4 protein-coding genes are annotated in these 14578 nt (G+C 60.3%); all 4 read left to right on the top strand.

What is annotated here, in order from left to right:
- The first annotated feature begins 43 nt into the window (after positions 1-43).
- The 4 genes from QZH45_RS04465 to QZH45_RS04450 are packed head-to-tail and all read left to right on the top strand — an operon-like array spanning position 44 to position 14438.
- Entirely contained in the window at positions 44-2593 is a 2550-nt protein-coding gene (locus tag QZH45_RS04465) for a Tc toxin subunit A (protein ID WP_055136022.1), read from the top strand.
- 33 nt (positions 2594-2626) lie between these two features.
- Positions 2627-7198, top strand: coding sequence for a neuraminidase-like domain-containing protein (locus tag QZH45_RS04460; protein ID WP_069018396.1), 4572 nt, complete (start codon positions 2627-2629; stop codon positions 7196-7198).
- Positions 7195-11670: a SpvB/TcaC N-terminal domain-containing protein gene (locus QZH45_RS04455; RefSeq protein WP_055136023.1), complete on the top strand. Its 4476-nt coding sequence runs from the start codon at positions 7195-7197 to the stop codon at positions 11668-11670. The genes QZH45_RS04460 and QZH45_RS04455 overlap by 4 nt, the downstream gene beginning before the upstream one ends.
- Positions 11667-14438, top strand: coding sequence for an RHS repeat-associated core domain-containing protein (locus QZH45_RS04450; protein ID WP_024781098.1), 2772 nt, complete (start codon positions 11667-11669; stop codon positions 14436-14438). Before QZH45_RS04455 ends, QZH45_RS04450 begins: the two co-directional genes overlap by 4 nt.
- The last annotated feature ends 140 nt before the right edge of the window (positions 14439-14578 follow it).

Below are 14578 nucleotides of genomic sequence, written 5' to 3'. Positions count from 1 at the left end.
CCCTGGATAAGCACCTTCAGTGCGAACAGGAGATGGACCACACATGGACGCAAGCAACGACTCGCTGTTGCACAGGCTCGTCGCCTTCCCCAACGGCGAGGACACCGTAAAAGCCAGCTTCAGAACCGCCATGGAGCGCATGGGGTTGAAGTCGGTCTTCGACATCGTGCGCAGGGGCAAGGCGCCGTTCGCCGTTGAACTCGCCAAGTATTGCGACGTGGATGCCGGACAGGTCTATGACAACGCTGCCAGCTATGCCAGGCAAATCAGCCGCCTGTACCAGGAACATCGCGTCTCGTCCGGGAAGAATGCCCAGCGACGTGTCCGACGCAGCCTAGGTTCGGACTCGACGTCAGCGTCCGCCGGTTATCAGGCACTCTTTGAAGAAAACTGGGATCAGTTCTGCAACGAAGGCGATATCGGCGCAATCGATTCGCCCGTGGCGTATCTGCGGGCCCTGTATCTGTTTGCCAGGCAACTGGAGCAGCTACCGGCGCCCGCACTCCCTGCCAGGATCACCCTGGAGGAGCGGCGCCCAGACCTCAAGAAGCTGACCCTCGATCAACAGAGTGCCTTCGCTACGCGTCCGATGCTTGACCTCATCAATGACACCCTGCGCAGCAACATCGAGACGTACCTGACAGATGAAGGCAAGGGCAGGACAGTCCAGCAGGCGCTGGCCAGCGAGCGCTATCCCTTTTCGCTGCCCTACAACCTGCACCATCACCAATGTCTGCTCGGGCTGGGGGCAGGCAAGCCCGCACTGGGCGAGCTGAACTATCGGATCAGCCTGCAACTGCCGTTTTCACGGGGCCACTCAACCTACGGCAGCCTAACGACGTCCCACCTCGACGCGCAAATACTGCTGTCCGGCCTCAGTCCGGAACAACAGAACCTGCTGCTCGCGCCAATTGCGTCGATCTCCAAGTCAGATCCACTGAAGAAGAACTACGGTACCCGAAACATAACGAACCTGGGCCAGCTGGAGTTTTTCAAGGAGCGCACCGGGCTGACGACGCAGCAGGTGGAACAACTGCTGGCGCAAGGCAGCTACAGCCCTCGGTCCTCAATCAATAGCCCAGACGCCAGGCAGACCGGCTATGGCGCCAGCTACATCAACGGGCCGGAACAGACTTCCGTCCTGAGTATTGCAACCCAAGGGGAAATGCGGGTCTTCACCCACCACTCCCATGAGCGTTTCGACCGTATCCAGCGAATGATCCGCCTGCATCGCTGGACCGCTATCCCCGTTGCCGAACTGGATACGCTGATCGTCAATGCCCAGCGTTCCGAAGGGACTGACGCGCTCAACGCCAACACGTTGCGCACACTTGGCGTCTATCGCTACCTGAATCAACGCCATGGCATTGCTCCTGAAGAGTTTGCCTCTTTGCTGCACGACATGCCGGTTGATGCTTGCGGCGACCGCATACCCTTGTTCGATCAAGTGTTCAATCGCACCCGACTGGTTGAAAACCCTGTGTGGCAGCTCCCCCTGAGCCCAATGACCGCCACGGACCGGCAGACCCTCAGCTACCTGAGCGCTGGTCTCGGACTTCCCATAACCCAGGATTCGCTGCTGTTGCTTGTGCGACAGAGCGAGAAATACCTGGGCTCGCCGAAACACGACTTGCCCACAGTCTCTTCTCTCTACCGCCAGGCCCGTATCGCCCGGATGCTGGGCCTGTCCCCTCTCGAATGCACCGAGCTGGCCCGGTTATTGGGAGGGGACGACTTCTGCAAGGCACTGGTAACCGGACGATTGCAAACCTCGGAATCCGCAGGGGCGGACATTCTCGACGTGTTGATGGCACTGGATTGGGCCGTCGGCTGGCTCAGGCAAAACGAGCTTGATGTACTGCAGTGGTGTCGCCTGTTCGATGAACCGGAAACGAGCTTGTCGCTCAATCAGAATCTGGAAACACGCCTGGCGAAACTGCAAGCGGACGCCAACCACGACCCACAGCATCTGATTGAAACCCTGCTGCATGACGTTGCAGACCTTGGCACCGAATACGTCCCTTGCGTCATGCAGCTGGCTGGCACCGATGCGCTGGCGGTCGTCGCCGCCATCAAGGCTGCCCCGGGCATCATGCCCCCTGTGCTGGCAACAGTACTTCGCGCCGCCGAGGCTTGCCAGCGTCTGCACTTGGGCAGCAGCACGCTGAAAGCCTTGATGGAGAACCCGACATGGCTGGCCTCGAACACCTCCAAAACCCTCACACCCCATACGCTGTATCTGCTCGAGCGCTTCAGTCATTGCGCCCGTCATCAGGCGCAGTCGGAAGAGAACCTGCTGCACTACCTGCAAGTGGCCAATCAGGATGGGCGGCACTCGGAAAAAGAGATCAATAACCTGCTGGCCAACCTCCTGAACTGGAGCACCGAGGACGTGAGTCGTCTGACGGCGCAGTTGGAGCCAGCACAGGCGAACTCAATGGAAGCGGTGGATTGGATCATGCGCTGCCAGGCGTGCTGCGTCAGCACAGGACTGTCGGCAGACCTGCTGCTCCAGGCAACCTCACTGAAAACCCAAAGTCCCGTATCGGACTGGAAAACCGTTGGCGCAGCACTGATCGCGGCCTGCCATTGACCGGCGCCCCGCTTCAACATTCAAGGATTGAACATGACCGTTGCCATTAAGAAGCAGCTCGATGAAAGCCTGCGCGACGCGCTGCTGGCGCTTTACCTGAACAAGGTCGCGCCTGACCGGGACAGGATGAAACCCTACAAGATCAAGACCGCCCGGGACCTCTACGAATATTGGCTGCTCGACGTACTGGTCAGCCAGGACGTGCCTACCACGCCCGTGGCCTGCGCCATTGCCAGCCTGCAGCAGTACATCAACCGCATCCTGATGCACCTGGAGCCCGGTTACGACCCCGCCAATATCACCGCCGAGCTTCGACAGGCGTGGCGCGACGAGATGCATCAATACCCTACCTGGGCAGCCCATCAGAAGCTGCTCTATTTCCCTGCGACGTATCTCGATCCGGCCCTGCGAACCCAAAAAAGCGACAACTTCCGGCAACTGGAAAACACCCTCGGCCAGAACCAGATTCAACCCGACGCCGTTCAATCAGCGATCATGGCTTACCTGGCGCGCTTCGAAGAAGTCGCCAACCTGAATATCCTCAATGGCTACATCGACGGCGAAGACTTCGCCAACAGCACGTACTATTTCATTGCCAAGTCCCGCACCGAAAACAGTTACTTCTGGCGTTCGCTGGACATGGCCCAGCGCCCGCTCGACGGCGCGCCGCCACAACCGCTGGCCACTGCGTCCAAACAGGACCAGCCGGATCCGTACGCCTGGTCGGACTGGAAAAAAGCCGACGTGCCCATCCCCGAGCATGCGGCCGAACACTCGGTGCGGCCGGTCTGGTTCAACAATCGCCTGTTCGTCATCTGGGCCGAATGCATCCATCAGGATCCCTCGGCCTCAAGCAGTGCCCCTTCGCAGGACAACACAACACTACCGGGCAAGCATCACCCGCTGTTGCGCCTGAGCTATTGCTTCAGGAAACAGGATGGCAGTTGGAGTACACCGCGGGTTGCCCTGCAAGGCTATTGCGAGGACAAAACGCTGGGCAGCAAGAACCTCGTGGTGATCAATACATTGATCAGAACAGTGGCCGTGCATCTGCGCCAGGGTTCGCGCGACTCACTGTTCCTAGCCTTATATGGTTATCAATCCCAGGCAGCGTCGGGCATCGCCACCGGTAACAGCCCCACCTTCAGCAAGACGATGTGTATCGACAAGCACCTCAACCCTGAACCGGGTCGCTCAACGGACGCTGCCGCCGAGAAGGAACTGCTGAGTGCCGCCGTCCAGCGCATCCAAGCCACAACCTTCGTAGACCTCGAACTGGCAGAAGCGTCCCTGCCCGGCAACATGGCCCCCACCCTGTCGGATTTCGAAAGCGCCTACCGTGATCGCATCAATCTCCGCTACACCAGGCACGACTCCACGCTCACCTTGCACCTGGAGGCAAACATTGGCATTACCAGCGCAGGGGACATGAGATACCTGCCGCGCAACATCATGCGCTTGAGGATTGAGACCGCCTTCAGTCGTGAACCTCACCTCCAGATGGATCTGGTGTTTCCTGCCCAAAGCCTGCCGCAGACTCCTTACATGAGGCTTCATAAGGGGTCGAGTTTTAAGCTCTCCAAATCCCCGGTCTCCCTCGACCGAAGCTTCACGTTGTCCTTCACACACACGACTGACGCACTGAGAAACAATGAACGTGCGCCCAATATCACGCTATCCAGCCAGACCAGCCTTGAAGGAAAATTCATTTCCACGCAGGCCGTCAGACACCTGATCAAGGCCAGCCGGCTCGGCAATAGAAGCGCCGCCGCCACCGAATCGGAAACCATTACCCTGAAGGCAGAGCACGCCGATCCTTTTGACGTGGAACACGTCATCGTTCTCTGCGATGAACCGTTGGATAAGCAGTATGTCGTCTTCCGGCCACCATCTGCCTCATTAGACCGGCCGCTGACCTACGAAGACCTGACCGTCGTGGCCGAGTCCATTCCCGCCGAGCATCTGGCGCCGTCCTTTGATTTCCAATGGCCCGACACCGACCCCGGTGACGACGGCACCCTCCTTATTCTCGGGGTGGCGTTCGTCCACCCCTTCGAGCCGACAAGAAAGCTCTACTCCGTCCTCAGGGCCATTACGCTGAAATATCTGGTGAAAAACCAGCTACCGCCAGAGATTACTCAGGTCACGACACCCGGCTTGGGAACCACCCAATTCATCGATTTCACCCAGTCCGCGATCAAAAACAGCGACGCCTCCAACCAACCTCGCTCGCCAATCAGATTGAACACCGTATTCGCCGCCGAGCTGATCCGTCGCACCGAGAACAGCCTGGATGAACTGTTCGACTGGACGACCCAGCACCTGCCGGAACCCTCGATCCCCGGCGACTCGGCCAACGCGATGGATTTTCACGGTGCCTGTGGCCGTTACTTCACCGAACTGTTCCTCCATGTGCCATGGCTGGTCGCCCATCGCTTGAATGTCGAGCATCAGTACGAGGAAGCCGAACGCTGGCTGCGCTACACCTTCGATCCGGGTCGCAACAGGGAGGAGTGCTGGAGGAGCGTGCCCCTGGTCGATAACAGTGTGCCGTCGTACGCCAATCAGGCGCCCCATGATCCGTACCAGATTGCCCTCAGTCATCCCGTGCACTTCTGCAAGGCGCTGTACTTCCTGTACCTGGACATCCTGATCAACCGAGGGGATGCCGCGTACCGTGCAATGACGCCTGACGGTCTCAGCGAGGCAAAGCTCTGGTACGTGCGGGTGCTCGATCTGCTGGGCCCACGCCCGGTCGTTCGACTGGCGGCCCCTTGGACGGCGGTCAGCCTGCAGACGTTGGTCGACACCCCCGATGACGGCCTGCGCACCTTTGAATACTCGGTGACCCGCTTGACCGACGACCGCGCACTGGTCCTTCACGAAGGCAGCTCGCGCTCGACCCTGCCGGCTATCGATAGCCCGTACCTGCATCTGCCATTCAATCCGCAGTTGCTCAAGTGCTGGGACATGGCCGAAAGTCGCCTGCATAACCTGCGGCATAACCTCGACATCGCCGGCAAGCCGCTGCATCTGCCGGTCATCGCGGCGCCGCTGGACCCTCGCGCCCTCCTCGGCACCAATGCCCTGAGCCTCTCGAGCAGCTCCTCGACAGGCCTGCCGAGCGTCGCCATTCCCCACTATCGCTTCACCGTCATGCACAACCACGCCCAGAACGCCGTGGAAAGCCTCAGCCAGTTCGGCACCCTGCTGCTGTCGCTGATCGAGCGCAAGGAACAGACCCAGTTGCAGGAGTTGCAACAACAGCAAGCCTGGGATCTGGCAAAAATCTCTCTGGACTTGCAGCGCCAGGCCTTGAACATCGACCGTCAGAACCGCCAGGCGCTGCTGGCCAGCCAGGCCATTGTTCAAAACCGCAGCACCCATTACAAAAAACTGCTGGACGATAACCTGAGTGACACCGAAACAAAGGCCAGTTACTTCTACGTGGCCAGCGGCACCTTGGAAGCCGGCGCAATGGCCTGCCAAATCGCGGCGGCGGGGCTGATGATGGCACCGAACATGGCGGGGCTCTGCATTGGCGGCAGCCGTTGGGAAGGCCCGGCGCTCGCAGCCTCCGCCGCCGCCCATAGCGCCGCGATCATCAGCCGTACGGTAGCGGCCCAACTCGACCGTCAGGCCATATTCGATCGCCGTCGGGATGAATGGCATCACGCCTACGATCAATCACAACTCGAACTGGCCCAGATCGACGCACAACTGGCGCATTTCGCCGAGCAGGAGACCGCCACCCGCCAGCAATTGCGCCTGGCCGAAGCGACCCTGGGCCAGACCAAGGCCAACTACGACTTCCTCGGCAAGCGCTTCACCAAAACGCAACTGTACCAATGGCTCAACAGCCAGTTGGCCACAGTCTATCGCCAGGCCTACGACGCGACACTGAGCCTGTGCCTGGCCGCTGAAGCCGGTTGGCAATATGAGACCGCCGACTTCAACAGCCGCTTCATTCAACCGGGGGCATGGCATACCACCTATCGAGGGCTCGGCGCGGGCGAGTTGCTGAAGCTGAACCTGCTGAACATGCACGCCGGATACCTGCAACGTCACGAGCGGGAGCTGGAGATCCACAAGACGATATCGCTGCGACAGTTGAAGGGTAAAACCACCTCCAGCCTCAATAAAGAATGGTCGCAGATGCATACCGAACTGAAGAAAGGAGGATGTGAGTTCGAGCTGACCCATCAGTTATTCGAAGACGATTACAAGGGCCAGCAACACTACCTGCGGCGCATCAAGACCATCAGCGTGACCTTGCCGGCCGTCGTCGGCCCTTATGAAAACATTCGGGCCACGCTGACCCAGACCGCCAGCACGGTGTTCCTGTCGCCAGGTGATCGAGGCAAGGCCATGGAAAGCCGCCGCGCCAACCAGCAGATCGCCCTTTCGACAGGGATCGACGACAACGGATTGTTTACCCTGAGCTTCAACGATGAACGCTACCTGCCCTTCGAATACACCGGCGCCATTTCCAAATGGCAGCTGACCTTCCCGAACCCCGAGGCGCAGAAAGACCTGCTTGAATCGCTGACCGACATCATCGTGCACGTGAGCTATACGGCCCGGGTCGGCGGAGGTGTGCAATGAGTGAACAATCCCCGTTGCCGGTCACCGCGCCGTCACTGCCCAAGGGCGGTGGCGCCATTCAAAGCATCGGCAAAGGATGGAACCCCGTCGGCGCCCACGGTACGGCCTCCTATGAAATTGCCTTGCCCATTTCACCGGGGCGCGGCTTTGCGCCGCCCTTGTCCCTGAACTATGTCAGCTCGCTCGGCAACGGTGTGTTCGGCATCGGCTGGGGGCTGTCATTACCCAGCGTGGCGCGACGTACCAGCAAAGGTGTACCGGCCTTTACCGAAGATGACGAAATCGTCGGCCCCACCGGAGTGATATGGCTACCCGAGCGTGATTCGCAAGACGTCACCGTCTCGACACGCGTCGACCATTACAACGATCTGGACCTGGGCACGGCCTACACCGTCACCCGGTACTTTCCCAGAACCGAAAGCCGCTTCGACCGCATTGAACATTGGTCCTCGCAAGGTGATGAAGCAGGCTTCTGGCTGGTGCACGGTGCCGACGGCAGCCTTCACCTGTTTGGAAAAGACCCGGCATCGCGTCGGGCCGATCCCCAGGATACGAGCCGTGTCGGCGAATGGCTGCTGGAGGAGAGCCTGAACGCCCACGGCGAACACATTCTTTACCGATACCAGTCAGACGCCACCGCTCAGCGCTATTTGAGCCAGGTCAGCTATGGCAACTTCAAGGCCGACGCGCATCTCTACTCATGGACTGCGGATCGGCTGGCGGCTGTGCAATGGCACTTCGAGCTGGTGTTCGACTACGGCGAGCTGACGACTGCCTACACCGAAAAACCGCTGTATGAAGGCCGGCAGTGGCACGTCCGTAGCGATCCATTTTCCAGCTTCGCCTACGGTTTTGAATTACGCACCGAACGACTGTGCCGCCAGGTCCTGATGTTTCACCGTTTCCCCGATGAACTGGACGCGGGCCCCGTCCTGGTGCGGCGCCTGCTGCTTGATTATCGTCAGACGCCGTTGGGCTACCAGCACTTGAGCGCCGCCCACGACCAGGCGTTCGGCGAAGGTGAAGCGGTCGAACGCCGCCCTCCCGTCGAGTTCAGCTACAGCGCCTTCACGCTCGCGCCTGAGCCCCTCGCCTGGCGGCGTTTCCCGGACATGCCGGGGCTCAACGACGGTCACACCTATCAACTGGTGGATTTGTACGGTGAAGGCCTGCCGGGCGTGCTCCATCGAAACGAAAAAGGCTGGCATTACCGCGAACCCGTGCGCGCCAGGGCCAAAGGCAACGAAGTGGCCTACGCGCCGTGGCGAACGCTCCCCAACATCCCGGTAGCCGACACGGCAACATCGGTGCAGCAGGCATTGAGCGATCTCACGGGGGACGGTCGTCTGGACTGGCTCGTCGCCCGACCGCAAGTGAGCGGTTTCTTCTCTCTCGACGCCGATCGAAGCTGGTCGGACTTCGCCACGTTCGATGCATTTGCTCCAGAGTTTTTCAGTCCTCAAGGACAGTTGGCCGATCTGATGGGCGACGGGCTCGGTGATCTGGCATTGATCGGCCCGCGCAGCGTTCGCCTGTACGCCAATCAACGAACGTACGGTTTTTCGCCGCCATTCGAGGTCCCCCGAGAGGAGCATGAAGACGCCCTGCCCGTATTTACCGGCTCTCCCGGCGAGCTGGTGGCTTTCAGCGATGTACTGGGCAGCGGCCAGCAGCATCTGGTGCGCATTCGTCATGACGAAGTGAAGTGCTGGCCAAATCTCGGACGCGGGCGTTTCGGCCAGGGCAGGACGCTGGACTTCCCCGGGGTTGCCTACGAAAGCTTCGACGCCTCGCATATTCGCCTGGCGGACCTGGATGGTTCCGGCGCCGTCGACCTGATCTACCTGCAAGCGGATCAGGCACTGATCTTCATGAACCGCTGCGGCCAGAGTTTCGCTCCCGCCGTTGCGCTGCCCTGGCCGGGAGAGCTGCGCTACGATCCGTTGTGCCAAGTGAGCGTCGCTGACCTGCACGGGCTCGGCTGTTCCAGCCTGATCCTGAGCTCGCCGTACATGAGGTCGCAACATTGGCACTATGACTTCGTCAGCGCCAAACCGTATCTGCTCACCGGCACCAACAACAACATGGGAGCCGACCATCGCATCGACTACCGCAGCTCGGCGCAGGAATGGCTGGATGAAAAACTGGAGAGAGCAGCAGCCGGCAAGCCCCTCACCTGTCGCCTGCCCTTGGCCCTGCACCTGGTATGCCGTCAAACCCAACGGGATGAAACGACCGGCAATCAACTGACCCAGGAGCTCTCCTATCGCCTGGGTTATTACGACGGCATCGAGCGGGAATTTCGGGGTTTCGGTCTGCTGTTGCAAACCGACACTGAAACAAGCCCAGGCGATACCGACGCAAAGAGTTTCACGGCAACGTGCCTGAAAAAAAACTGGTTTCACACCGGGCGAAAAACGGATCCGCCACGCAACGGCTATAGCCGCGCAGACAAAGAAGCCGTGGCGCTGGGCAAGACACTGCTTTGCCAATCCCTGCCTGAGTCGCAGAACGACCGGATCATCGCCTCGCCAGACGCAGCGACCGATCTGGAAATGGCCCGCGCCTTGTCGGGTCGCTTGCTGCGAAGCGAGGTCTTCGGCGTCGATAGGCACCTGAAAACCACTTGTTTGTACTCGGTCCAGGAAAACCGCTATGGGCTCCGTCTACTGCAAGCACCCGACAGCGCTCGGCGCCATGCCCAAATGCTGCCGCTGCTGCTGGAGACCATCACCTACCAGTACGAAGGCATTACCGATGACCCGCAATGCCAGCACACCTTGAACCTGCAACACGATCTGTGCGGTGCGCTGACCCACAGCGTGGACATCCATTACGCCCGCCGAAAAACCGCCAGCGATACACCGCCGTTCAGCGACGCCGACCAGCAGCAGTGGTGGCGCGATGCTCATGATCCGGCGCAGCAGCTTTACCACCTAAGCGAAACCCACGCCGAGTTCATCCATCTGCAAGCCCCTCAACAATGGCGATTGGGCCTGCCTTATCGCCAGCGCACCCAGGCATGGCAATGCCCCAAGCCCCCTGAAGACGGGGGGCTGGCGCCACAGGACCTGTCTTTTGAAACACTCAACGAACGGCTAAAGCAGACCGCCTGGAAAACCCAAGCCGTGCTGACCGGCCTCTCCGTGCAGCGCTACAAAGACGCGTCGAGCGGGGCAACCCTGCCCGATGGCGTCGCGGATCTGCAGGCCCTGGCCGATCACCTGGAACGCGCCGAGCTGGATGAAACAGCGTTGGACGTCTTTCGGTTACTGCCAGAGGACAACCGCCCCAAAGAAAAAGAGCTGGAACAAATGGGTTATCACCCAATGACCGATTTTCTTCCCGCGCCGCAACCGGCGAGAAAGCTCTGGTCAGTCAAAAGCGGCTTCGCGACCTACGCTCCGCTGGAAGGCTTCTACAAAGTCAACGCCGTACAGCCGAGCCAAAGCCACGGAGTCTCCGAAATCGGCTACGACAAGTACGCCTGTTTCGTCACCACCTTCAAACTTCCCGATGGCTGTACCACCCAGGCCACTTACGACTATCGCTCGCTCCAGCCCCTGCGCATCGTCGATCCCAACGGTAACGTACAGGAAGGCCTGTTCGATGCTTTCGGCCAGGTACTGGCCACGTCCTTTTATGGTGACGAACACAACACCCGCGTGGGCTTCAAACCGCTCGCGCAGTTCAAACAGCCTTCGTTCAAGCGTCTGGCAGAAGTGGTCAGCCAGGCAAAGAACGCTGTGCAGGGTGCAGCGGCGGCCAGCTATTACGCGCCCTTCAGTTGGATGGGTAACGTATCGGAGGCAGCATTGGCGGACACCGACTGGCGGACCCGTTGCGTGGCCAAGGGTGATCTGCTTCCCAGCGGGCATATCTGCGCGTCGGCCCGCACCAGGCTGTCGGCTCTTCCAGCGCTTTCGGTCGATGAGCTGAAGCTGAAAGACGAACTCAAGGCCTCGACACGTGAACCTGTGCATGTCGCGACCCTGGTCGCCGATCGTTATCCCGACGATGAGCAGCAACAAATCCGCATCGCCATCACCAGCTTCGATGGCTTTGGTCGAGCGCTGCAAAGCAAGCATCGCGTCGAGTCGGGCATGGCCTATGTCGTCGATGCCGAGGGCGACCTGGTACTGACGGATGGAAGACCAAAAGAGCAGATCGCCACGGTCCGCTGGCGTGTCAGCGAGCGGGTGGAATACAACAGCAAGGGACTGGCAATCCGCATCTATCGTCCCTATTTTGCCGATCGGCACTGCCACATCAACGATGTGTCCCTGCGCCAGTCCGGGCATTTCGACCAGCAGTTCTACGACCCTCTCGGACGCCCCGCCCACACGCTACTCGCCAGGCAAAATGGCCTCTGCTACATGCGTCGTCACACGCTCCATCCCTGGTACACCGTGGATGAAGACGAGAACGACACGCTACAGGAGGTCATGTCGACCACCAGGGGTGAAGCATGAGCGCCCGTCTTCACCACAGGACCCCCACGATCCGCGTCATCGACAACCGTGGCCTGCCCGTGCGACAGGTGGCTTATTACCGACGCAACACGGACGAGCAAAGCCAGGCGCGCATTACCCGATACCGCAACGACGAGGCCGGACGACGGGTGGAGCAATGGGACGCCCGGCTGTTCATCAACGCCCCCGCGCCCAACTTGCGAACCGTCCACAGCCTGTCCGGCAAGACCTTGCTGGTGGACAGCGTCGACGCCGGGTGGCGCTTGAGCCTGCCGGGCGATGCCGGGCAGTTACTGCACAGTTGGGATCAACGGGGAAATCATTGGCGGACGACCTTCGACAGCCAATTGCGGCCGACCGTCCTGCGCGAGCAAACGCCAGGACAGAATCCGCGCACGGTCGAGTGCCTGCGCTACGGGGACAGTTCGCCGACGTCCGCCGCGCACAACCTGTGCGGTGCCCTGGTTCGTCACGATGACAGCGCGGGGACCCTGCTGACCCATGGCTATGCGCTCTGCGCCACACCTCTGCGCCAGACAAGGCATATGCGGGCCGACGCTGGACCAGCCGACTGGCCAACGGAGGAAAAAGACCGTGACCTGCTGCTGGAAAAAGGCGACGGCCATACCACGAGCTGGCGCTACGACGCACTCGCGCAGATCATCCAGCAGTCCGATGCTGCCCAGCACCAACGGCGGTACGCGTTCGACCTCGCAGGCCAACTCCGCTCCGTGAGCCTGAAGACCAGAGACGCCGCCATCGAACAAACCATCGTCAGCCACCTCACCTACAACGCGTTCGGCCAGTTCGAAACCCAGACAGCCGGCAACGGCGTCATGAGTCGCGCCGTATTCGACCCTGCCAATGGGCGCCTGACCGCCCTTCGCGTGTCGCTGTCCGCCAGGATCTTGCAGGACCTGCGCTACAGCTACGACCCGGTGGGTAACGTGACGCATGTCGAAGACAAGGCCCAACCGGCGCGGTTCGGCAGTAACCAGCGGGTCGAAGCCATCAGCGCATTCGCCTACGACAGTCTCTATCAACTGACAAGCGCGACCGGGCGTGAAACGGCAGGCCTGGCGCCTACGACCCTTAATCTACCGGTCGACGCCAATCAGTTGTTCAACTACACCGAGCACTACGAATACGATGCCGGCGGCAACCTGACCGAACTGCGCCATGTTCGCGACCGCAACAACTACACCCGGACATTGAACGTCAGCGCCACGAGCAATCGCCTTCTGTCGTGGAACACGGGCCACTCGGCGGCCGATGTCAGGGTGGACGTCGATGCCCATGGCAACCAGCAGGCGCTGTCACCGGGTCAGGCACTGGCCTGGAACACCCGCAACCAACTCGACAGCGTGGTGCTGGTCCAGCGCGATAACGCGCCCAATGACGTTGAACGCTATCACTACGACAACACCGGCCAACGGGTGCGCAAGGTCCGGACAACCCACACCGCGGCAATCACCCACACCCGTGAAGTCCGCTATCTGCCAGGGCTGGAAATCCACAGCCGCCATAACGAACGCCTGGAAGTCATCACCCTGCAAGCCGGTCGCTTCAACGTGCGTTATCTGCACTGGACCGAAGGCCGACCGTCCGGTATCGCCGCCAACCAGATGCGCTACAACCTTGGCGACCACCTGGGCTCCAATTCACTGGAGCTCGACGACCGGGGCGACCTGATCAGCCAGGAAAGCTACCTGCCCTATGGTGGTACCGCTTGGCTGGCATCCCGTTCGGCCGTGGAAGCCGACTACCGGACCCTCCGCTACTCCGGCAAGGAGCGTGATGCCAGCGGGCTGTACTACTACGGCCACCGGTACTACGCGCCGTGGTTGCAACGCTGGATCAGCCCCGACCCGGCGGGGGCGGTGGATGGGTTGAACCTGTATTGCATGGTGGGGAACAATCCGCTCAGGTTTGTCGATCATCAGGGTTGGCTGAAGGATGACGTGGTCGAATCGGTGAAACGCGATGGTCATGCCCGTTCCGTGACAATGATGCAGGATCCACTGTCAAGGAGAGCTGCCAGGGTTGACCGAGATGACTCCGCTCCGGGACTCGCCCTCAGCCCCACCCCTAGCTTCAGCAAGACGAAGCGCAAGGACTTGGTTGTCCACTCGTATGGTGTGGTCAAGGATCGCACGAAAGGTAAATACAAGAGCCTCTACGAGTCCTACAACCTCACCGGCCCCAAATCCGGTCCGACGGGATACCGTGGAGTAGACAGCAGCTACGAAGGCAGCGCGAAAAGCGAAAGTTTCTACCTGAACTTCGGCAGCTACAGGATCGGCAATAGCAGCGAATACCTGGCAGACCTGGCCGAACGATACAGCGCGACGAAAAACGACCCGGTTCATAAACTCGAACTGGATCCTGAGATGCTCAAGCGCGAGCCAACGCTGAGTCGAACCATCGATACCATGTCCGAGCTTCAGCAACACACCCAGCATCTCATTGCGACGCATATCGAGGAATCCAACGCAATCATTCCTGTGCGCGCCGGGGGACCGGGGGCTCATGGCGAAGTCCGGGTGTTGAACACCGTCGTCGCGCTCTACCCGGGCCAAGCTGAAAGGATGCTTTCGGATACGTACCTGTTTACCGAAAAATTGACCGGTGTGACCGAGCCGGAAGCTTTCATTGCCTGTTTCAATTGCAGCGGCATCATTCCCGAGAGCGTCAATATCGAGACGGGGCGCCACCCCAGGAATTATCAGGCGTACAACGCGCATATCCTTGCTATTACTCGACCTTAGCCCGTGGGCTGATCAGCACTCCCGGCACTCGCATTGGTAAACACCAAGCGATTCCCAAACGGATCGACCGTCGCCATGTCCTGGCTACCTAGGGCATGGCGTGGATCCGTAGGCGACGAACGCGATGGCGTGACGAGCAA

This window comes from Pseudomonas corrugata (genome assembly GCF_050920615.1).
GTDB classification, from domain to species: domain Bacteria; phylum Pseudomonadota; class Gammaproteobacteria; order Pseudomonadales; family Pseudomonadaceae; genus Aquipseudomonas; species Aquipseudomonas corrugata.
The sequence above is the reverse complement of the archived record's forward strand: the minus strand, read 5'-3'. Positions and strand labels throughout refer to the sequence as shown.

Bases quoted from the DNA above. Each gene is read 5' to 3' on its own strand.
- QZH45_RS04465 (WP_055136022.1), top strand. From the start codon at position 44: ATGGACGCAAGCAACGACTCGCTGTTGCACAGGCTCGTCGCCTTCCCC.
- QZH45_RS04460 (WP_069018396.1), top strand. From the start codon at position 2,627: ATGACCGTTGCCATTAAGAAGCAGCTCGATGAAAGCCTGCGCGACGCG.
- QZH45_RS04455 (WP_055136023.1), top strand. From the start codon at position 7,195: ATGAGTGAACAATCCCCGTTGCCGGTCACCGCGCCGTCACTGCCCAAG.
- QZH45_RS04450 (WP_024781098.1), top strand. From the start codon at position 11,667: ATGAGCGCCCGTCTTCACCACAGGACCCCCACGATCCGCGTCATCGAC.